This window comes from Bradyrhizobium sp. dw_78, from assembly GCF_018449525.1.
In the GTDB taxonomy this organism is placed as follows: Bacteria; Pseudomonadota; Alphaproteobacteria; order Rhizobiales; family Xanthobacteraceae; genus Bradyrhizobium.
The window spans coordinates 152,601-173,341 of sequence record NZ_JAAVUS010000001.1 but is presented as its reverse complement, the minus strand read 5'-3'; the positions used below and the strand labels follow the sequence as shown (position 1 = coordinate 173,341).

Below are 20,741 nucleotides of genomic sequence, written 5' to 3'. Positions count from 1 at the left end.
GATGCGAGTGTCCGCCGGAACGTCCTCACGCCTCGGCGCAAGCTGGGACGGCCGGGGCACCAATTTTGCGCTGTTTTCAGCCAATGCGCAGAAGATCGAACTTTGCCTGTTCGACAGCCAGGGCCGCCGCGAGCTCGACCGCATCGAGCTTCCCGAACGCAGCGAAGACGTCTGGCACGGCTATCTGAACGACGTCTCGCCGGGACAGCTCTATGGCTATCGGGTTTACGGCCCCTACGCGCCGGAGCATGGCCACCGTTTCAACCCCAACAAACTGCTGCTCGATCCCTATGCCAAGCGGCTGGCCGGACGGCTGGTCTGGAGCGATGCGCATTTCGCCTATCGCACCGGCAGCCCGCGCGAAGATCTTTCCTTCGACCGGCGCGACAACGCGCGTGGCGTGCCCAAGGCCGTCGTCGTCGACGAAACCTTCAACTGGGGACGCCGCGAGATCCGTCCCAACACTCCCTGGGAAGACACCATCGTTTACGAGGCGCACGTCAAGGGGCTGACCCAGAAGCGCGACGACATCCCGCCGAATCTGCGCGGCACCTTTGGCGGCCTGTCGTCGCCCGCCATGATCAACCACCTCAAGCGCCTCGGCGTGACCACGGTGGAATTGCTTCCCATTCACAGCTTCGTCGATGACCGGATACTGGTTGAGAAGAAACTGTCGAATTACTGGGGCTACAACACGCTGTCGTTTTTCGCCCCGGAGCCGCGCTATTCGCAGGACAATCCGCTCGATGCTTTCCGTACCACGGTGGCGCGGCTGCACGACGCCGGCATCGAGGTGATGCTCGACGTCGTCTACAACCACACCGCGGAAGGCAACCATCTGGGCCCGACGCTGTCGTTCCGCGGCATCGACAACGCGTCCTATTACTGGCTGCAACCGGACAACCCGCGCTATTATGACGACTTCACCGGCTGCGGCAGTTCGGTCAACCTGACCCATCCGCGCGTCTTGCAGATGGTGATGGACTCGCTGCGCTACTGGGTCGAGGTCTGCCATGTCGACGGCTTCCGGTTCGATCTCGCCACCACGCTGGCGCGCGGACCGAACGGCTTCGACCGCAACAGTTCGTTCCTCACCGCGGTCCGTCAGGATCCCGTTCTTGCCGCCGTGAAACTGGTGGCAGAGCCTTGGGACCTCGGCCTCGGCGGCTATCAGGTCGGCGCGTTCCCCTCGCAATGGTCGGAATGGAACGACCGCTATCGCAGCGCGATGCGGCGTTATTGGAGCGGCGAAGGCAGCCTGATCGGCGAGGTATCGCGCCGCATGACCGGCTCGTCCGACCTTTTCAATCACGACGGCCGGATGCATCGCGCCAGCGTCAATCACATCACCGTCCATGACGGTTTCACGCTGATGGATCTGTTCAGCTATAACGAGAAGCACAACGAGGCCAATGGCGAGGACAATCGCGACGGCTCCAGCGACAATCACAGCAATAATTGCGGCCATGAAGGCCCGACCGACGATCCCGCGATCGTCGCCCTCCGCCGCCAGCTTCGCAAAAACCAGCTTGCCTGCCTGTTGCTGGCGCAGGGCTTGCCGCTGATCCTGGCGGGCGACGAAGTCGGCAACTCGCAAGGCGGCAACAACAACGCCTATTGCCAGGACAACGAAACCGGCTGGGTCAATTGGGACGGCCTCAACCGCGAGGGCGAGGACCTGACCGACTTCGTCAGCCACATGACCGGCCTGCGCCGGCGATTTCCGCAAATCCGTTCGCCGCGCTGGCTCGACGGCCGGCGTCCGGACGGCTCTTACGGCGTGCTGTGGCTGACGCCATCCGCCGGAGAAATGACGGAAGCGGACTGGAATTTTCCGGAAGGCCGGTTCCTCGCCTATGTGCTCGGGCCGATGGAACAAGGACAGTCGCCGATCTTTATCGTCCTGAATGCGGCGCCCGAGGAGATTGCGTTCAAATTGCCCGCGATGCCCGAATATGAAAATTGGCAACAAGTCCTGAACACCACCGAAAGCCGGCAGACCGCGGTCGACTACGCCTCCGGCGCCGAAACCAAGGCCTCACCGCGCTCGGTGCTGGCCTTCGCGGGTTCGGCATGAATGAACCGCGGTTCGGCCCCAGGCTGACGGCGCATGGCGCGTCATTTCGTCTGTGGGCGCCGTCCGCCAAGCGGATCGATCTGCTCTTGGAACAACCTCATCCGCTTCGCCGCGGCGAGGATGGCTGGTTCTCCGCCGAGATCGCCGATGTGAAGCCCGGCGCGCTCTACAAATTCCGGATCGATGGCGAGATCGACGTGCCCGATCCGGCCTCCGCCTTTCAGCCCGATGATGTTTTTGGCCCGAGCGAGATAATCGATCACGCAACTTATCGCTGGCGCGCCGCCGGCTGGCGCGGGCGGCCGTGGCATGAGGCCGCCATTCTCGAAGCCCATGTCGGCACCTTCACGCCCGAAGGCACCTACCACGCCATGATCGGCAGGCTCGATCATCTCGCGGCGACCGGCGTCACCGCGCTGGAGCTGATGCCGCTGGCGGATTTCGCAGGCGCGCACAACTGGGGCTATGACGGCGTGCTGTGGTTTGCACCCGACAGCGCCTATGGCCGCCCCGACGATCTCAAGACCCTGATCGACGAAGCTCATCTGCGCGGGCTGATGGTGTTCCTCGACGTGGTCTATAATCATTTCGGTCCGGAAGGAAATTATCTCGGCCGCTATGCACCGGCGTTCTTCACGGACGCACAAACCCCCTGGGGCAGCGCGATCGACTATCGCGTGCGCGAGGTCCGCGATTTCGCCATCGAGAACGCGGTCTACTGGCTGCGTGACTATCGTTTCGACGGGCTGCGGCTGGACGCAGTGCATGCCATCACCGAACCCGGCGAAGTCTCGATACTGCATTCTCTCAGCCAAGCGGTCGGGGAACTGGCCACGGAGACCGGCCGCCATATCCATCTCGTGCTAGAGAATGACGACAACACCGCGCACCTGCTCGATGCCGTTGAAGACCCGCCGCGCGGCAAATATCGCGCGCAGTGGAACGACGATTACCATCACGCCTGGCACGTGCTGCTGTCAGGGGAAACCCAGGGCTATTACCGCGACTACCGGCGTTCGCCGCTTCAGGACATCGCCCGCGCGCTCGGCTCCGGCTTTGTCTATCAGAGCGAAACCTCCGAACATCGCGGCGGGCGCAAACGCGGCGAACCGAGCGGCCAGCTTTCGCCCAATGCCTTCATCAATTTCCTGCAAAACCACGACCAGATCGGCAACCGCCCGCTCGGCGACCGGCTCGAAAGCCTGGCGGACGCCAGAGCGATCGAAGCGGCGCTCACGATTACCCTGCTGGCGCCGATGATCCCGATGCTGTTCATGGGCGAGGAATGGGGTTCGACGGCGCCGTTTCCGTTCTTTTGCGATTTCCAGGGCGAGCTCGCCGATGCGGTACGCAACGGCCGCGGCGAGGAATTCGCCGCCGCCTACGCGAAGCATGGTGACGAAATCCCGGATCCGCTGTCGCCATCGACCGTCCGGTCTGCGGTGCTCGACTGGCCATCGCTCGACAAGGAGCCGGGCCGCCGCCGGCTGATGCTGGTGCGGGGGCTGCTTTCGATCCGGCGGAACAAGATCGTTCCGCGGCTCGCCGGCGCGGCTTTCGGCGAGGCCCATGCGGCAGATAACGGTCTGCTGACGGCGGACTGGCGGATGGGCGATGGCGCGACGCTGCGGCTGACGGCCAATCTGTCGAATCGCGCGAACAGCCATAGGCCCAGCGAGACGTCCGGCGATGTCATCTGGGGAGACGAGACCCGCGGCCCGATGCCGGCATGGTCGGTGGTCTGGCATCTGGAAGCGCCGTGATGCCGCCTGGCATTCCGATCGCAACCTATCGCCTGCAACTCACGCCGGACTTCGATTTCGACGCAGCTGCGGCAATCGTTCCCTATCTGAAGGCGCTCGGCGTCAGCCATCTCTATGCATCGCCCTTCATGAAAGCGCGCAAGGGTTCGACCCACGGCTACGACATCGTCGATCATACCAAATTCAATCCCGAGCTCGGCGGTGAGGCCGGCTTCGAGCGGTTGAGCCAGACGCTGAAACAGCATGACCTCGGCCTCATCCTCGACTTCGTGCCAAACCACGTCGGCGTGCATTACGCGGATAATCCGTGGTGGCTGGATGTGCTGGAATGGGGCCCGGCTTCGCCGCATGCGGCCTCGTTCGACATCGACTGGGATCAATTGCCGTACCGGGCGCGCGGCGGCGTGCTGCTGCCGATCATCGGCTCGTCCTACGGCGAGGCGCTGGAAAAAGGCGAGATCGAACTACGCTACGACGCCGACGAGGGTAGCTTTTCAGCCTGGTATTTCGAACATCGCCTGCCGATCGCACCCGAGCGCTACAGCGAGATTTTACGGACGGTCGTCAAGGAAGCGGGCGTCGAAGACCAGGCGCCGGGAAAGAACATCCTTGAACTCGCATCGCGTTACCGGGGATTGCGCCACCCCAACCGCAGCGAAGCGCCGGCCTTCAAGGAGGCTCTGAAAGGCATCACGGAAAGCGCCGACATCATCGCGCGCGGGCTGCAAGCCTACCGTGCCGGTCCCGGCCAGGCCTCGCAGATCGCGGCGCTTCACCGCCTGCTGGAGCGACAGCACTACAAGCTTGGCCATTGGCGGCTGGCTTCCAGCGACATCAACTATCGGCGCTTCTTCGACGTCAACACGCTCGCCGGATTGCGGGTCGAGGATCCCGCCACGTTCGACGCCATGCACCGGCTGGTCCGGAAGCTGATCGCCGAAGACAGACTACAAGGCCTGCGGCTCGATCATATCGACGGCCTGCGCGATCCCGCACAATATTTTCATCGCCTGCGCCGCCTCATCCGCGACGCGCAGGGAAACGCCGCCAGGCCATTCTACCTGGTGGTCGAAAAAATCCTCGGCGAGCACGAAGCACTGCATTCGTTCAACGGCGTCCACGGCACCACCGGCTATGAATGGCTGAACGCCATCACGCAGGTGCTGGTAGACGATGATGGTCTTGATCCCCTGAGCGAGATCTGGCGGCAGATCAGCAACACGTCGCCCCGGCTCGAACCCGTCCTGAAGGAAGCCAAGCGCCGGGTTCTCGAGACGTTGCTGACCAGCGAATTCACGGTGCTGACGCGCCTGCTGGCGCGGATCGCCAGCGGACATTATTCGACTCGGGACTATTCCGCCGACAGTCTGCGGCAGGTGCTCGAACTCTACGTGCTGCACTTCCCGGTCTATCGCACCTATCTGACATCGGCCGCTCCAGCCGCGTCCGACCGCGCGCTGATTTCGGCAACGATCGAACGAGCGCGCGCCGAATGGTTCGCCGCCGATGATGGCATTTTCGATTTCCTGCGCGATGCGCTGACGCTGGATTTGATCCGGCCCGGCCGGGCGCAGCACAGCACGCCGCGGGTTCGCCGCTTTGCCCTCAAGGTCCAGCAATTCACCGGACCCTTGATGGCGAAGTCGCTGGAGGACACCACGTTCTATCGTTATCACCGCCTGCTCGCGCTCAACGAGGTCGGCGGCGATCCCGCCGCCCGGGGATTGTCCGTCGATGCCTTCCACGCGGCCATGACGGCCCGCGCCAGCGAATGGCCGCATGGCATGACCGCAACCGCGACCCACGACACCAAGCGCGGCGAGGATGCGCGGGCGCGCCTGATCACGCTGACCGAAATCCCGGGCGAATGGACCAGCGCGGTGGCGCGGTGGAAGATTCTGAACGCACCGCATCTCGCCAGCGAGGGCGAGATGCGCGCGCCATCGGCGACCTTCGAATACATGCTCTATCAGGCGCTGCTTGGCGCGTGGCCGCTGGACGGGCACGACGATGTGTTTCTGGAGCGGATTCAGGCCTATGCGCTGAAAGGCGCGCGCGAGGGCAAGCAGGAAACCAGTTGGCTCAATCCGAACCAGACTTACGAGACGGGACTGAACACATTCATCGCCCGCATTCTGGATCCTTCGGCTTCCGCCGAATTCCTCCATTCGCTGGCGACGCTGGCGCAGCGCGTGTCGCTTCTGGGGGCGTTGAATTCGCTCAGCCAGATCACCCTGAAAGCGACGATGCCGGGCGTACCGGACTTCTATCAGGGAACCGAGTTCTGGGATTTGTCGCTGGTCGATCCCGATAACCGGCGGCCGGTCGATTTTGCCGCGCGCGCCGCCGTGCTGGCAAAAACGGAAGCTCCGGACTGGGACAACCTCGTGCAAAGCTGGCGCAACGGACATCTGAAACTGGCCTGGACCCGCCACCTCCTCAAGCTTCGGAACGAACTTGCCGCGGTGTTCACGCATGGCGACTACCAGCCGCTTGAGATCGTCGGGCCGCACCGCGACCACGTGATGGCCTTCGCACGACGCCGCGGCCGCGACGCCGCGATAACGGCCGTCGCAAAATCATTCGCGCCGTTGTCGCAAGGCGGCCGGGTCTGGCCCACCGGGGAACGTTTCGCGGGCTCGCTCAATCTCGGCGGCTATTCCGTGGCCGATATCGAGAGCCATACGAAGGAAGTGCCGCTGGCGACGTTATTTCGGCACCTACCGGTCGTGGTGCTGAAAGCGAGAGTCGAGAGCTCCAGGTCCAAACGCCAACACCGTCGGACATGATGTCGGAGCATGATCTCTTCGGAAAAGGAAGTTCACCTCTCCCATCGGGAGAGGTCGGCTTGCATCGTCAGATGCGAGCCGGGCGAGGGGTTAAGGTGTCTGTCGTTGGAGTTGCGCGCCCTCACCCGGATTGCACTGGACGATGCTGCGCATCGCCAAGAGCAATCCGACCTCTCCCCGCCGGGGAGAGGTGAACGGAGCATGCGGCCGAATCAATTCAACCAAAATTCATCCTCCTCCAGCCTCGATATTGCCAGCCGCATCGTTTGGATTCGTTATTAGCTTCGCTTGGTCAGCAGCAGCTGGCCACGGTTTCGGATCGCGACCTGTGCGACCTCTGCGAATCGCTGCAACAGCCAGGGCAATGTGACTTCCAGCCGGACGAGATCCTCCGCGACGTCGAGATGCCCCGCAGCTACCTGCCCCAAAGCGCGAACGCGGAAAATCATGCGGTTATCTTCCCATCGCTCTTCATCGACATTCAGCACCGGAACGCTGGAAACAGCCCGCGCCAGTCCCGCCTTCAGACGGCGCGTTGCCTCTTCGCGGCCTAACTGGTGCGGAATGGAGACGACAAACGGAGCGGCCATCGCGGATCCTCCTTCGATCAACCGCATGTAATTCGACGCGGCTCGAAAGGAAGGGGTTCTCCAATTATAGCGGCGCGAAACGGGAACTTTAGCAACGCCCGCTTGTTGTTTGAATGATGGCAGGGCGACGGGAGCCAACTGCCGGGCTGGAGGGATTGCATGTCCATTGGAACGATCATTCTTATTATTCTCGTCATCGCGCTGCTCGGCGGATTTAGCGGTATCGGCGGCGGCCCGTTTTATGGCACCGGATATTATGGCGGCGGCGGCCTTGGCCTCATCGTTGTGATCTTGCTGGTCCTGCTGCTGCTCGGACGGCTTTGAGCGATCGCATCGCAACGATGGAGCACAATCATCATTCCGGGTTCGATGCGAAGCATCGAACCCGGAATGAGCGTCGTGTCTATTGGCTTCTGCTTCTAAGCGCCGCTATTTCCCTGCCGCCAGCTTTTTCATCGCCGCCTTGATCGATGCCGCGGCGTTATCGTAATCCGTCCACGCCTTGGTCCGGGCGAGCAGTCCGGGCACGGTTCGCACCGTGAAGCGTTTCGGATCGAGACCCACCTTCACCTGTGCCCATGTCAGCGGCATCGAGACGGTGGCGCCGGGGCGGGCGCGGGGCGACAGCACGGCCACCGCCGTCGACATCCGGTCGTTACGCAGATAGTCGAGGAAGATCTTTCCCTCGCGCAGTTTCTTCGACATGTTGAGCAGATAGCGCTCGGGGTCCTCATTGGCCATGCGCTGGCAAATGCCGAGCGCAAAAGCCTTGGCTTCCTTCCAGGTCACTCTGTCCCTCGCGCCGTGCAGCAACGGCGTCACGACGTGAAGGCCCTTGCCGCCGGTGGTCTTGCAAAAGCTGTCCAGGCCGACATCGGCGAGGCATCGCCGCATGGCTTTCGCGGCCTCAACGACATCGTCGAAACCGACATCCGGCGCGGGATCGAGATCGAACACCAGCCGCCCCGGCACGTCGGGCTCATCCGGCGCGCAATTCCACGGATGCAGTTCGAGGCCGCCGATCTGCGCCACGGCGGCAAGACCTTCGACGCGATCGATCTGCAGATAGGGCCTGCGGTCGCCAGAGACCTTCACCAGTTCGAGCAGGTTCGACGTGCCCGTCATCGCGTGACGCTGAAAGAAGGTCTCACCGCTGATGCCATCCGGCGCGCGGACGATCGAACACGGCCGCCCCTTCAAATACCCGATCATCCATTCGCCGACCGCCTCGAAATATCGGGCGAGGTCGAGCTTGGTCACCGCCTCGCCGTCCCCGGCGTCGGGCCACAGCTCCTTGTCGGGTTTTGAGATCACGACACCCATGACCGCGGCGGATCTGGCGGCCGCGGCCCTGACGCTCCCGGTCGCGGCTTTTCCCGTCGTCCTGACGGACGGTTCGGCGATGCTGTGCAGCAACGGGTTTTCCGCCTTAACTTCGGCGGCCGGCTTGTCCCGGCGTAGCCCCTTGAAAGCGGCCTGCCGGATGTTGCCGCCGTCGGTGAAGCCCGCAAATTCGATCTCCGCAACGAGTTCGGGCTTCAGCCAATGCACGTCGCGGGTCTTGGGCGGGGCGTTCTCGCCGCCGAACGGGCTCTTGTCCGAGGCCGCCGCCTTCAGCGCCGGCATCAGGCGCCGGACCTTGTCCTGCCCGAAGCCGGTGCCGACGATTCCGACAAAGGCGAGATGACCGTCGCGATGGACGCCAGCCATCAGGGAGCGGAATTTGCCGTTGGTGGTTTTCCAGCCGCCGAGCACCACTTCATGTCCGGCGCGGCATTTGGCTTTGGTCCAGTTCTCCGAACGGCCGGAGCGATAGGGCGCATCGAGCTTCTTGGAAACGATTCCTTCCAGCGACATCTGGCAGGCCGATTGCAGGATGGCGTCACCGCCGCTCTCGAAATGCTCGACATAGCGAATCTGCTTGGCTTTGGCGCCGGGCCGCGCTTCCAGCAACGCTTTCAGTCGCGCCTTGCGTTCGGCCAGCGGCAACGGGCGGAGATCCTCGCCATCCGCAAACAACAGATCGAAAGCGAAAAAGATCAGTTGATCGGTCTTCCCATCGGAAAGAGCGGCTTGCAGCGAGGAAAAATCCGGCACGCCATGATGATCGAGCGCAACGATCTCGCCGTCGATCAGCACGTCGGGCAATGCACCGCCCTCCCGGGCGATCGTTGCAAACTTTCCGGTCCAGTCCAAACCCTTGCGGGTCTTGAGCGCGGCTTTGCCGCCTTCGACGCGCAATTGAACGCGGTAGCCGTCGAACTTGATCTCGTGGCCCCAGCCCTCTCCACTGGGCGGGCGGTCGACCAGGGTACAGAGCTCGGGCGCGACGAAATCCGGCATCGCGGCAGCTTTCCTGGCTTTCTGTACATTCTTGGCCTTCGCGGTCTTCAGCGACACTCGCACGGATTTCGACGCGGCCTGCTTGTTCTCCGCCCGCGCTTCGGCCGCAGCGCCCTGGCTCGAATGCCAGACCGCGTTGGCCTTGCCGCGCCCGTTGCTGGCCAGCATGAACGGCTTCGGCGCCCGCCCCTTGCCTTCTGCGATCTGCTCCATCGAGCGGCCGGAGGCGACCGATTGGTCCTCGTCGAGTATATTGTTATCCTTGCCCTCCCGGGCGAATTCATCGCGGTGCTTGATCAGGAGCCAGTTGGTGCGCTTGCCGCCAAAGCGATCGCCGCGCATCCGCACCAGCACCCAGCCGCCATGCAGCTTGTCGCCATGCAGCGTGAATTTCAGATCGCCTTTCTTGAAGCCCTGCTCGGGATCATCGGACTCCCAATAGCCGCGGTCCCAAAGCTGCACCGTGCCGCCGCCATATTGTCCTTTTGGAATCGTGCCTTCGAAATCGCCGTAATCCAGCGGATGGTCTTCCACCTCGACCGCCAGACGCTTGTCATGCGGGTCGAGCGACGGACCGCGAGTCACCGCCCAGGATTTGAAGACGCCATCGAATTCCAGTCGCAGGTCGTAATGCAGGCGGGTCGCATCATGCCTCTGGATCACGAACCGCCGCTGTTTTGACGGTGCAATCTTGACCCGGCCGCTGGGCTCGGCGGTCTTTTCGAAATCACGCTTTTTTCGATAGGTGGACAGGCTTCCAGGCGACACGTGCAAGCTCCACGAAAGGGCCTATCGCTTCGTCCCGCATGGCAGCGGGATCCGAAACCCAAACCGTCAATATCTATTGAAGGTTCCAGAATTTCCCCGCCCTTGGCAAGCCGAAGTTTGCAATGGCCCTCGCACCTGAAAGAGGGCTTTCGGCAGCACGGCGCCGCAAGGCGGGTTGGGGCAACGCCGTCATCGCGAGGAGCCATGCGACAACGATGATGGGCTCCCCTATTTCTTGGTCTTTCGTTTCTTCGAGGTTTTCTTGGACGCTTTCTTGGAAGTTTTCTTCGAAGCTTTTTTGGGCACCTTCCTGCCTTCGGCCCGTGCCTCGGAAAGGCCGATCGCAATCGCCTGCTTGCGGCTCTTGACTTTTCGCCCGGACCGGCCGCTCTTCAATGTGCCCGCCTTGCGTTTCTTCATTGCGCGCTCGACGTCGGCGGATGCCTTCTTGGAATATCTTCGTGCCATGATGATTCTCTCCCGGTGGCGAGAAACCAATCATCGCGGCTGGCAAAAGTTCCGGATTTGCAGCCCTTTGCTAATCCGCCGAGCGCAGCCGATAGCCGATGCCGGTTTCGGTCAGCACGAATTGCGGCCGCTCCGGATCGACCTCGATCTTCTGCCGGAGCTGGCGCACATAGACCCGCAGATATTGTGCGTCGGTCAATTCATCCCACAGCTCCTTCAACAGAAACCGGTGGGTCAGCACCTTGCCGGCGTGCTGCACCAGCACGCGCAGCAATTCATATTCCTTGGGCGACAGCTTGACCTCGCGGTCGCCGACCTTGACGATGCGGCGCACCAGATCGACGGACAGATCGCCAGACCTAAACACCGGCCGTTCGCCGTGAACCTGCAACTGATGACGTAACGCCGCGCGCATGCGGGCCAGCAATTCATCCATCCCGAACGGCTTGGTGAGGTAATCATCGGCGCCGAGATCGAGCGCCTGGACCTTTCCGGCCTCGTCGCCACGGCTCGACAGCACCACGATCGGCACGCTGTCATTGCGCCCGCGGATCATGCGCAGCAATTCGTGCCCCTGGATATCCGGCAGGCCCAGATCGAGAATGATCAAGGCGGGATTCTGCGTCAGCAATTCGAGCGCGGCCTTGCCGTTGGGAGCTTCCAGGATCTCATACCCTTGCGTGCTCAGCCCCATCCGCAGCAATTTCCGGATCGGCGGCTCATCGTCGATGACAAGGACTTTTGCCGCTGGTGCGCTCATGCGGCGGTATCCAGTTTGGCGGCATCCGCCGCAATCGGCAATTTGATGGTCAGCACAGCGCCGCTGCGGTCGGTGCGGTTGGCCGCGGTGATCGTGCCATGCATCGCCTCGACAAAGCCGCGGGAAATCGCAAGCCCCAGGCCGGTCCCGGGACGAACGTGATCGCCCTTCTGGGCCCGGTAGAATTTGTCGAACACGCTTTCCAGTTCGGCCGGTGGAATGCCGTCCCCTTCGTCGATGATTTGCAGCAGCATCGAATCCCTGTCCCGACGGCTCCTGATCGATATCGTGGTGCCGGCCGGCGAATATTTCGCCGCATTGTCCAGCAGATTGAACAGCACTTGTTCGAACAGCACCGCGTCAAGCTCCAGCATCGGCATGTCGGATGCGAGTTCGAGCGAGACCCTGTGATGCGCCAGGATCTTTGCCGCGCGCCGCAACACGCTGCCGACGATCTCGCCGATATCCTGCCGCGCCGTATTCGGCACCACCGCGCCGGATTCCAGCTTGGTCATGTCGAGCAGATTGGCGATGAAACGGTTAAGGCGTTCGGATTCGTCAATCACCGTCGCCAGCAGGTCGCGCTTCTCGGATTCTGAAAGCCCGCCGCCAAGATCGCGCAGGGTGCTGGCGGCGCCGAGCACCGAAGCCAGCGGCGTCTTGAGGTCGTGCGAGATCGAGGTCAGCAGCGCCGAGCGCAACCGATCCGACTCGACGGTTCGCTTGACCCGATCCATATCCTCCACCAGCAGCACCCGCTCGATCGCAAGCGTGCCCTGGTCGACCAGCGCATCGAGCAGGCGGCGCTGGTCCGGCGTCAGCAATGGCCCGGTCCGATCATCGTCGATGCCGATGACGCCGATCGGCCCGCGCCCGGTTCGCATCGGAAGAAACAGGCGCTTGGCACCCGGCAAGGTATCCGAGCCGCGCCCGGCCGTGCGGTCGTTGCTCCACGCCCAGTTCGCGGCGGCCAGATCCGCCTTGTCGAGCTGGTCTTCGGGCGGATAGCCGGCCTTGACGGTCAGCGCGTGATCCTCCGGCAACAGCAGCACGACCCTCACCTTGAGCAGCAGCGCGATCTGGTAGGCGGTCGCCCACAGCACGTCATCCAGCGTCGCGGTGCCGGCGAGCTTGCGGCTGAAGGCATACAGCGATTCCGTGGTGCGGACCCTGCTGTTCGCGGTGATCGCCTGGGTGCGGACGCGCGCCGCAACGTTGGACACCAGGATCGCGATCAGCATGAAGAAGAAGAACGCCGCGACATTGGTCGGATCGGTGATGGTGAACGTATAGACCGGCGGCAGGAAGAAGAAATTGTAGCACAGCGAAGCCGCGACGCTCGCCAGCAGCGACGGCCAGAGACCGTAGCGGACAGCGACGCTGACGACGGCGGTCAGAAAGACCAGATCGACGTTCTCGATGCCGAAAAACGGCTGGATCAGCCTTGCGGCGCCGAGGCCGACGATCACGACCGCCAGCGCCATCAGATAGGGGCGCGGGTCGAACGGCTCTGGCCGGGCCGCGGTCTGAACCGGTGTTTTGGCTGGCGCCGTGGCCGGCAGATCGTCGCCGGCGATCACGTGGACGCTGATGTTGCCGGCTCGCCGCACCAGATCGTATACCACCGAGCCGCGGACCAACTCGAACCAGCGCGAGCGCGCCGCCTTGCCAATGATAATCTGGGTCACGTTATTGGCGTGCGCAAAGGTGATCAGATCGTCGGCAATACGACGGCCGACACCCGGAATGGTCACGGCTTCGCCGCCCAGCGCTTCCGCAAGGCGCAACGTGTCGGCCAGCCGGTCACGCTGCTCGTCGGACAGTTGCAGGCTGCGCCGCGTCTCGATGCTGACCGCGGTCCAGGGCGCATGCAGCCGGTCCGCCAGGCGCTTGGTGTAACGGACCAGCCCCGCCGAACGCGGATCCTCGCTAAGACAAACCAGGATCCGCTCGCCCGCGGCCCAGGGCCCGGCGATCGCGTTGGCCTGCATATGCGTCAAGAGCTGCTCGTCGACGCGCTCGGCGGTACGCCGCAACGCCAGTTCGCGCAGTGCGGTCAGATTGCCCGGCGAGAAATAATGGTCGAGCGCGCGTTCAGCCTGTTTGGGAACGTAGACCTTGCCCTCCTTCAGCCGCGCGATCAGGTCGTCCGGCGTCAGGTCGATCAGCTCGATCGCTTCGGCCCGGTCGAACACGGAGTCGGGCACGGTCTCGCGTACCCGCACATGGGTAATCTGGGCGACGACGTCGTTGAGGCTCTCGATATGCTGGATATTGACCGCGGTGTAGACGTCGATGCCGTGGGAGAGCAGTTCCTCGACATCGAGATAGCGCTTCGGATGACGGCTGCCCGGCGCATTGGTGTGGGCGAGTTCGTCGACCAGCGCGAGTTGCGGATGGCGCGCAATCAGCGCGTCGATATCCATCTCCTCAAGCACCTGATCCCTGTAGGGGATCCGTTTGCGCGGAACGACCTCGAGGCCCTGCAGCAGCGCCTCCGTCTCCGCCCGGCCGTGGGTCTCGACCACGCCGACCACCACATCGACGCCGGCCTTCAGCTTGGCATGCGCGCTCTGCAACATCTCGTAGGTCTTGCCGACGCCGGGAGCGGCGCCGACAAAGATCTTGAGCCGGCCGGACTGTTCGCTCTCGCGCCGCACCGTCTCCAACAGCGCTTCCGGCGAGGGCCGTTTATCGGGATCGCGGTGCTGATTTGCCATAAGGCATTATAGTCCTCACGCCGCACCGGGCCTAGCTTACTTTATTTGGAAGCAGCAAGATCAAGCGCGAGATTGAGTGCCAACACGTTAACGCGCGGTTCGCCCAGTATGCCTGCGAGGCGGCCGGCGGTCTTCTCGGCGATCAACGCACGGAGGCGATCTTCCGGCACATTCCGGGCCTTCGCGACACGCGGCACCTGGAACATCGCCGCCTCCGGCGAGATATCGGGATCAAGGCCGCTGCCCGAGGTGGTGACGAGATCGATCGGCACCGGCTGCGACGGATTCTCGGCCTTGAGCCTGTCGACGTCTTCCTTGAGCCGGTCGCTCAGCGCCTTGCTGGTCGGGCCAAGGTTGGAGCCGCCGGAATTGGCCGCGTTGTAGGGCGCCGGCACCGTCTTGGTGGAGTCATTCGGATCCGGCGCCACCGTCGCCGAGGGACGGCCATGAAAATATCCGTCGCCCTTGAACTCCTGCCCGATCAGGGCGGAGCCGACCACCTTGCCGTCCCGCTCGATCAGGCTGCCGGCCGCCTGCTTCGGAAAGATCACGCCGGCGATCGCCGTCATCGCGAGCGGATAGGCGAGGCCCGTAATCAGGGTCAGAACCAACAGGACAATGATGGCGGGGCGAATTTCTCGAAGCATGGTGTGTCTCCTGTTTCTTCGTCATTGCGAGCAAAGCGAAGCAATAAAGCAATTCCCGTCGGTCATTCCGGGGCGATGCGAAGCATCGAACCCGGAATGACGAACACGAATTTCCTACGTGCTTGCATGACAATTCAAGCCAGATTCAAGGCGGCGACCACGAGGTCGATGGCCTTGATGCCGATGAAGGGAATGATGATGCCGCCGACGCCATAGATCATCAGGTTACGGCGCAGCAGCGCCCCGGCGCCGATGGCGCGATAGGCCACACCCTTCAGCGCCAGCGGGATCAATGCGATGATAATCAGCGCATTGAAGATGATCGCCGACAGGATCGCGCTTTGCGGGCTCGCCAGATGCATGACGTTGAGCACGCCGAGCTGCGGATAGAAGGTCAGGAACATCGCCGGAATGATGGCGAAATATTTCGCCACGTCATTGGCGATCGAGAACGTCGTCAGCGCGCCGCGCGTCATCAACAGCTGCTTGCCGATCTCGACCACTTCGATCAGCTTGGTCGGATTGGAGTCGAGATCGACCATGTTGCCGGCCTCGCGCGCAGCCTGGGTGCCGGTGTTCATGGCGACGCCGACGTCGGCCTGCGCCAGAGCCGGCGCGTCATTAGTGCCGTCGCCGCACATCGCGACCAGCTTGCCCTTGGCCTGTTCGTCGCGGATCAGCTTCAGCTTGTCCTCCGGCGTCGCCTGCGCCAGGAAATCGTCGACGCCTGCTTCCGCGGCGATCGCCGCTGCCGTCATCGGGTTGTCGCCGGTGATCATCACGGTGCGGATACCCATGCGCCGCAGTTCGGCGAAGCGCTCGCGGATGCCGCCCTTGACGATGTCCTTGAGCTGGACCACGCCGAGCAGGCGGCCGTCCTTGGCTACCGCGAGCGGCGTGCCGCCGGCTTTCGCGATTTCGTCCGATATCGCGCGGATTTCCCGGTCGATATCGGAGTTGATCAACGGCTGCAGCGCCCGGACATTGTTGCCGGACGCGACGGTCAGCGCGTCGCCGCCATTGACATAGTTCAGGATCGCATCAACCGCGCCCTTTCGCACCGACGATGCTCCGGCATCGACGCCGCTCATGCGGGTTTGCGCCGTGAACGGAATGAAAGTCGCGGCCAGCTCCGCCATGTCGCGGCTGCGGATACCGTATTTCTCTTTCGCAAGCACGACGATGGAGCGTCCCTCGGGCGTCTCGTCGGCCAGCGACGCGAGCTGCGCCGCATCGGCCAGTTCCTGCTCGGTGACGCCCTGAACGGGGCGAAACGCGGTCGCCTGCCGGTTGCCCAGCGTGATGGTGCCGGTCTTGTCGAGCAAGAGCGTATCGACGTCGCCGGCGGCTTCGACCGCACGGCCCGACATCGCCAGCACGTTGAACCGTACCAGGCGGTCCATGCCGGCAATGCCGATCGCCGACAACAGCGCGCCGATGGTGGTCGGAATCAGCGTCACGAACAGCGCGACCAGGACGACCACAGAAATCGAGCCGCCGGCATAGCTCGCATAGCTCGGAATCGTGACGGTTGCGAACACGAAGATGATGGTCAGGCCCGCGAGCAGGATGTTGAGCGCGATCTCGTTCGGCGTCTTCTGCCGTTCCGCGCCTTCCACCAGCTTGATCATGCGGTCGATAAAGGTCGACCCTTGCGCGGCCGTGATGCGGACCCGGATCCAGTCCGACAGCACCTGCGTGCCGCCGGTCACCGCCGAGCGGTCGCCGCCAGATTCTCGGATCACGGGCGCGGACTCGCCGGTGATCGCCGCCTCATTGACCGAGGCGACGCCCTCGATCACTTCACCGTCCGAGGGGATATTGTCGCCGGCCTCGACCAGGACGATATCGCCGACCTTGAGGCTGGTGCCCGGGACCAAACGATAGGTGTTGTCCGAACCCGACACCAGCTTGGCCTGGCTCTCGGTGCGCGTTTTCCTGAGCGACTCGGCCTGGGCCTTGCCGCGGCCTTCGGCGACGGCTTCGGCGAAATTGGCGAACAGCACCGTAAACCAGAGCCACAGGATGATCTGGAAAGTGAAGCCGAGATTCTCTCCACCCGTCACCAGGTCGCGCAGGAAGATGACGGTCGTCAGCGCCGCGACGATCTCGACCACGAACATCACCGGGTTCTTGATCATCAACCGCGGATCGAGCTTGGCGAAGGCCGAGCCGAGCGCAGGCAAAACGATCTTCGGATCGAGCATCGCCGAGACCGGCACCCGTTTCTGCAGTTTCATGGTTTCCATGGACGTAACTCCGAAATGAGATCGATCAGAACAGGGTGTTGGCGTTCATCGCGAGATGCTCGACGATCGGTCCGAGCGCCAGCGCCGGAAAGAAGGTCAGGCCGCCGATGATCAGGATCACGCCGACGACCAGGCCGACGAACAGGCCGCCGGTCGTCGGCAGCGTGCCGGCGGATGGCGGGATCGATTTCTTGCCCGCGAGCGAGCCGGCCAACGCCATCGCCGGAACGATCATGAAGAAGCGGCCGACGAACATCGAACTCGCCAAGGTCAGATTGTAGAAGAAGGTATTGCCGGTGAGGCCTCCGAAGGCCGAGCCGTTATTTCCGGTCGCGGAGGTGAAGGCATAGAGCACCTCCGTGAAACCGTGCGGACCGGAATTGGCCATCGAGGCGACCGCCGAAGGAAGCACCACGGCCACTGCGGTCCAGCCCAGATACATCAGCGGCAGCACCAGGATGGCGAGCATCGCCATCTTGACCTCGCGCGCCTCGATCTTCTTGCCGACATATTCCGGCGTGCGGCCGACCATCAGGCCGGCGACGAAGATCGCCAGCACGACGAACAGCAGCATGCCGTAAAGCCCGGCGCCGACGCCGCCGATGATGATCTCACCGAGTTGCATATTGATCAGCGGGATCATGCCGCCAAGCGCGGTGAAGCTGTCATGCATCGCATTGACGGCGCCGCAAGAGGCGGCTGTCGTGATCACCGCAAACAACGACGAGGCGGCGATGCCGAAGCGGACTTCCTTGCCTTCCATGTTGCCGCCGGTCAGGCCGAGCGAGCTCAGCATGGTGGTGCCATTGGCTTCGGCCCAATAGGCGACGGCGACGCCGGCGATGAACAATACGCCCATCACGGCCAGGATCGCCCAGCCCTGCTTCTGATTGCCGACCATGCGGCCGAACACGTTGGTCAGCGCGGCGCCGAGCGCGAAGATCGAAATCATCTGCACGAAGTTCGACAGCGCCGTCGGGTTCTCGAACGGATGCGCGGCATTGGCGTTGAAGAATCCGCCGCCATTGGTGCCGAGCATCTTGATCGCGATCTGGGACGCGACCGGACCGACCGCGATGGTCTGGTTGGCGCCTTCCAGCGTCGTTGCATCGACATAGGCGCCTAGCGTCTGCGGAATGCCCTGCCAGACCAGGAACAGCGTGTAGACGACGCAGATCGGCAACAGCACATAGAGCGTGCAGCGCGTCGCATCGATCCAGAAATTTCCGATGGTGCGCATCGAGGAGCGGGAAAAGCCGCGGATCAGCGCCACCGCGAGCGCGATGCCGGTTGCCGCCGACAGGAAATTCTGATGCGTCAGCCCCAGCATCTGCACCAGATAAGACAGCGTGCTCTCGCCGCCGTAATTCTGCCAGTTGGTATTGGTGATGAAGCTGATCGCGGTGTTGAAGGAAAGATCCTCCGCGACCGCCGACTGTCCCGCCGGATTGAACGGCAACAACGCCTGCAGGCGCATCAACGCATAGATAATGACAAAGCCGCCGACATGGAACAGCAGCATCGCGACCGTATAGGTCAGCCAATGCTGCTCGCGCTTCTCATCGACGCCGCCGATCCAGTAAATTCCGGCCTCGACCGGCCGCAGCAGCGGCGAAAGAAAGGTGCGCTCACCATTGAAGACGCGGGTCATATATCCGCCGAGCGGTTTAACCAGCGCGATCACAATCGCGCAGTACAGAAATATTTGAATCCAGCCAATGACGGTCATCGGAGTCTGCCTTTAGGATTTGCGCGGGAAACGATGCGGCAACGGTCAGAACCGCTCGGGCCGCAGCAGGGCGTAGGTCAGGTAAAACAACAGGCCCAGCGACACGAGACCGGCCAGGGAATAATCGAAAATCATCGTTGTTCTCCTTCAAGGCGCTTTCGAGCGAACGGATGCCGGGCCGCACAAGAAAACGCGTTAGAAACTCAAAGCCGCTCGCAAGCGTAGCCGTAGCCGATCGCCGCCGCGAAGAAGGCGAAGCCGAGGGCGAGCATGAGGATGTCCAGCATCCGATTCTCCTATGCGATGGGAGCGGAAGACCAAAACGACGGCTTCTCGCCACTGTCGGGTGCTGAGGTGCCACCTGCCGCATAGGTTTTCGAGACGGAGCCCATACCGATGTTATAGGAATCTTATAAAGACCGGCTGTCCGGCGGCGCCCCGTCAGCGACGGGTTCGAGCCCGCCGGCGTTTATGAAACCCCTATATTTCAGCCCGCCGCTTCATCTCGCTTTCAAATGCCGGTTTGCCCATCTTGCCTGAGACGACCGCGGATTGCGGCCGTGGCTGTGTGGGATTGCACGATGCGGCTGCTTTCAGAACGCTATGATCCTGATGAACTCGGTAACCGGCTCCGGGAGGCGCATGCCGTGACCACGGGGCTGATGTCCGAGATCGTCGGACAAACATGCCGGCGTTTTCCGTCCATGGGACAAAGCGGCAAGACGGCGCGAATCGAAGAGCTGATCCATTGCGAAGCATGGGTCGACGCAGCGCTTGCGCTGATCGATCTGGAACTGCCGCAATGGCAGGTCCGGCGCCTCGTCTATGACGAGGGCGAATGGCATTGCGCATTATCGCGCGAGCGCGAGCTTCCCGAGTGGCTGGATCAGTCGATCGAATCCCGTCACGCGGATCTGGCGCTGGCAATTTTGAGCACCTTCATCGAAGCTCAGCGCCTGACTGTACCATCCACCAGACCGAGCGTGCCCGCGGTGCCGAGCGAGCGAAGTGCATGCTACGAGCCGCTCTGCAGCGACAATTTCGCCTGACGGCAATGTCTTGAGGCCCGTGTTTTAAGGCATTGTTCTATAGCCCTCGCAACCTCGCTCGTTTGAAATGGCACTCGACAGCAAAACCCTCTACGTCATCACGCGGTTCGGCCTGCGCATCCTGGTGCTTTGCGCGGTTTCGGCTTTCGCCAAAGTGGGCTTCGGACGCAGTCTCGCAGCACTTCTGCTGCTATCCGTCATGGTCTGCATCGTCACCGCCGTCATGCGCAGAGAACCGCCATTCTCGGGCACGCTGACCAACTGGGATGAAGCCGCCGTCTATGGCCTGCTCTGCGCCTTGACCGCCGCTATCAACCAGTCGGCGTCCTTGTGAGGCCCGGCCTTCACAGTCATCCCTTCAATGCCCGATGCACCCCGATCCCTACACCTCCCTTATGAAATCGAGATTGCCCCGCTCTCGAATTCCTATGCGATCTCTTTGATATCTCGATCACCACAAAGAAGGTTGTGCGAATGTTTCCAGAGCGTTTGCGCAACGATCAGGAGAAGACCGTGAAGAGCATTGAAGAGCCTCCATCGTACACGGCCAACACTGTCATCATTGGACGAAACAGCAGGGGCAATTGGGTTGCCCAGGAACTGAATGGTCTGTTCGGCGGGCTGTTCGTCAACCGCGCGCAGGCCATGAAATATGCGTTGTTCGAGAACGGACATCATCCGGAAACGATCGTCCTGACCGCCGACATCATCGAACTCGACATGCATCATAGGGTAACTGTTCTCCCCGAAACGATCGGCTCCATCGCTATTGTCCGCAAAGCGGCGTAA

Annotated in this window: 16 protein-coding genes; 7 read left to right on the top strand and 9 right to left on the bottom strand. The window is 62.6% G+C overall.

Annotated elements, in window-relative coordinates; all coding sequences use genetic code 11:
* Position 1: 1 nt before the first annotated feature.
* From glgX to treY, 3 genes are read left to right on the top strand one after another with little or no spacing between them, the layout of a single operon-like run.
* Positions 2 to 2,077, top strand: coding sequence for a glycogen debranching protein GlgX (gene glgX, locus HB630_RS00810; RefSeq protein WP_213769468.1), 2,076 nt, complete (start codon positions 2 to 4; stop codon positions 2,075 to 2,077).
* A complete protein-coding gene (gene treZ, locus HB630_RS00805; RefSeq protein WP_213769467.1) occupies positions 2,074 to 3,840 on the top strand; it encodes a malto-oligosyltrehalose trehalohydrolase in 1,767 nt (588 codons plus the stop codon). The genes glgX and treZ overlap by 4 nt, the downstream gene beginning before the upstream one ends.
* On the top strand, positions 3,840 to 6,629 hold the full coding sequence (gene treY, locus HB630_RS00800; RefSeq protein ID WP_213769466.1) for a malto-oligosyltrehalose synthase: 2,790 nt from the start codon (positions 3,840 to 3,842) through the stop codon (positions 6,627 to 6,629). The genes treZ and treY overlap by 1 nt, the downstream gene beginning before the upstream one ends.
* Before the next feature lie 278 nt (positions 6,630 to 6,907).
* Here the strand turns inward: treY and HB630_RS00795 are convergent, their stop codons facing one another.
* Entirely contained in the window at positions 6,908 to 7,219 is a 312-nt protein-coding gene (locus tag HB630_RS00795; protein WP_213769465.1) for a polyhydroxyalkanoic acid system family protein, read from the bottom strand.
* Between the two features lie 159 nt (positions 7,220 to 7,378).
* On the opposite strand from HB630_RS00795, the gene HB630_RS00790 reads away from it, so the two are divergent.
* Positions 7,379 to 7,543: a DUF3309 family protein gene (locus HB630_RS00790; RefSeq protein WP_213769464.1), complete on the top strand. Its 165-nt coding sequence runs from the start codon at positions 7,379 to 7,381 to the stop codon at positions 7,541 to 7,543.
* Between the two features lie 105 nt (positions 7,544 to 7,648).
* Here the strand turns inward: HB630_RS00790 and ligD are convergent, their stop codons facing one another.
* The 8 genes from ligD to HB630_RS00750 all read right to left on the bottom strand — a co-directional run bounded on the left by ligD (position 7,649) and on the right by HB630_RS00750 (position 19,038).
* The gene (gene ligD / locus HB630_RS00785; RefSeq protein ID WP_213769463.1) at positions 7,649 to 10,330 is read right to left on the bottom strand and encodes a DNA ligase D; all 2,682 of its coding nucleotides are present in this window, start codon (positions 10,328 to 10,330) and stop codon (positions 7,649 to 7,651) included.
* Between the two features lie 228 nt (positions 10,331 to 10,558).
* Positions 10,559 to 10,750, bottom strand: a complete 192-nt coding sequence (locus HB630_RS28220; RefSeq protein WP_249780648.1) for a DUF6496 domain-containing protein — start codon at positions 10,748 to 10,750, stop codon at positions 10,559 to 10,561.
* Positions 10,751 to 10,868: 118 nt separating this feature from the next.
* The gene (locus HB630_RS00775) at positions 10,869 to 11,558 is read right to left on the bottom strand and encodes a response regulator transcription factor (RefSeq protein WP_213769461.1); all 690 of its coding nucleotides are present in this window, start codon (positions 11,556 to 11,558) and stop codon (positions 10,869 to 10,871) included.
* Complete coding sequence (locus HB630_RS00770; RefSeq protein ID WP_213769460.1) at positions 11,555 to 14,278, bottom strand: sensor histidine kinase KdpD; 2,724 nt, start codon at positions 14,276 to 14,278, stop codon at positions 11,555 to 11,557. The genes HB630_RS00775 and HB630_RS00770 overlap by 4 nt, the downstream gene beginning before the upstream one ends.
* Positions 14,279 to 14,319: 41 nt before the next feature.
* Complete coding sequence (locus HB630_RS00765) at positions 14,320 to 14,925, bottom strand: K(+)-transporting ATPase subunit C (protein WP_213769459.1); 606 nt, start codon at positions 14,923 to 14,925, stop codon at positions 14,320 to 14,322.
* 134 nt (positions 14,926 to 15,059) lie between these two features.
* Positions 15,060 to 17,174 carry a potassium-transporting ATPase subunit KdpB gene (gene kdpB / locus HB630_RS00760; RefSeq protein ID WP_213769458.1) on the bottom strand — a complete coding sequence of 705 codons (2,115 nt, stop codon included), beginning with the start codon at positions 17,172 to 17,174 and terminating at the stop codon, positions 15,060 to 15,062.
* A 25-nt stretch (positions 17,175 to 17,199) separates the two neighbouring features.
* On the bottom strand, positions 17,200 to 18,903 hold the full coding sequence (gene kdpA / locus HB630_RS00755) for a potassium-transporting ATPase subunit KdpA (RefSeq protein ID WP_213769457.1): 1,704 nt from the start codon (positions 18,901 to 18,903) through the stop codon (positions 17,200 to 17,202).
* A 45-nt stretch (positions 18,904 to 18,948) separates the two neighbouring features.
* The gene (locus HB630_RS00750; protein WP_016846764.1) at positions 18,949 to 19,038 is read right to left on the bottom strand and encodes a K(+)-transporting ATPase subunit F; all 90 of its coding nucleotides are present in this window, start codon (positions 19,036 to 19,038) and stop codon (positions 18,949 to 18,951) included.
* A gap of 446 nt (positions 19,039 to 19,484) precedes the next feature.
* Here HB630_RS00750 and HB630_RS00745 point away from each other — a divergent pair, with 446 nt between their 5' ends.
* From HB630_RS00745 to HB630_RS00735, 3 genes are all read left to right on the top strand, one after another.
* A complete protein-coding gene (locus HB630_RS00745; RefSeq protein WP_213769456.1) occupies positions 19,485 to 19,952 on the top strand; it encodes a hypothetical protein in 468 nt (155 codons plus the stop codon).
* Between the two features lie 67 nt (positions 19,953 to 20,019).
* Positions 20,020 to 20,286 carry a hypothetical protein gene (locus tag HB630_RS00740; protein ID WP_213769455.1) on the top strand — a complete coding sequence of 89 codons (267 nt, stop codon included), beginning with the start codon at positions 20,020 to 20,022 and terminating at the stop codon, positions 20,284 to 20,286.
* Positions 20,287 to 20,465: 179 nt separating this feature from the next.
* On the top strand, positions 20,466 to 20,741 hold the full coding sequence (locus HB630_RS00735) for a hypothetical protein (RefSeq protein WP_213769454.1): 276 nt from the start codon (positions 20,466 to 20,468) through the stop codon (positions 20,739 to 20,741).

Bases quoted from the DNA above. Each gene is read 5' to 3' on its own strand.
- glgX (WP_213769468.1), top strand. From the start codon at position 2: ATGCGAGTGTCCGCCGGAACGTCCTCACGCCTCGGCGCAAGCTGGGAC.
- treZ (WP_213769467.1), top strand. From the start codon at position 2,074: ATGAATGAACCGCGGTTCGGCCCCAGGCTGACGGCGCATGGCGCGTCA.
- treY (WP_213769466.1), top strand. From the start codon at position 3,840: ATGCCGCCTGGCATTCCGATCGCAACCTATCGCCTGCAACTCACGCCG.
- HB630_RS00795 (WP_213769465.1), bottom strand. From the start codon at position 7,219: ATGGCCGCTCCGTTTGTCGTCTCCATTCCGCACCAGTTAGGCCGCGAA.
- HB630_RS00790 (WP_213769464.1), top strand. From the start codon at position 7,379: ATGTCCATTGGAACGATCATTCTTATTATTCTCGTCATCGCGCTGCTC.
- HB630_RS28220 (WP_249780648.1), bottom strand. From the start codon at position 10,750: ATGAAGAAACGCAAGGCGGGCACATTGAAGAGCGGCCGGTCCGGGCGA.
- HB630_RS00775 (WP_213769461.1), bottom strand. From the start codon at position 11,558: ATGAGCGCACCAGCGGCAAAAGTCCTTGTCATCGACGATGAGCCGCCG.
- HB630_RS00770 (WP_213769460.1), bottom strand. From the start codon at position 14,278: ATGGCAAATCAGCACCGCGATCCCGATAAACGGCCCTCGCCGGAAGCG.
- HB630_RS00765 (WP_213769459.1), bottom strand. From the start codon at position 14,925: ATGCTTCGAGAAATTCGCCCCGCCATCATTGTCCTGTTGGTTCTGACC.
- kdpB (WP_213769458.1), bottom strand. From the start codon at position 17,174: ATGGAAACCATGAAACTGCAGAAACGGGTGCCGGTCTCGGCGATGCTC.
- kdpA (WP_213769457.1), bottom strand. From the start codon at position 18,903: ATGACCGTCATTGGCTGGATTCAAATATTTCTGTACTGCGCGATTGTG.
- HB630_RS00750 (WP_016846764.1), bottom strand. From the start codon at position 19,038: ATGATTTTCGATTATTCCCTGGCCGGTCTCGTGTCGCTGGGCCTGTTG.
- HB630_RS00745 (WP_213769456.1), top strand. From the start codon at position 19,485: ATGCGGCTGCTTTCAGAACGCTATGATCCTGATGAACTCGGTAACCGG.
- HB630_RS00740 (WP_213769455.1), top strand. From the start codon at position 20,020: ATGGCACTCGACAGCAAAACCCTCTACGTCATCACGCGGTTCGGCCTG.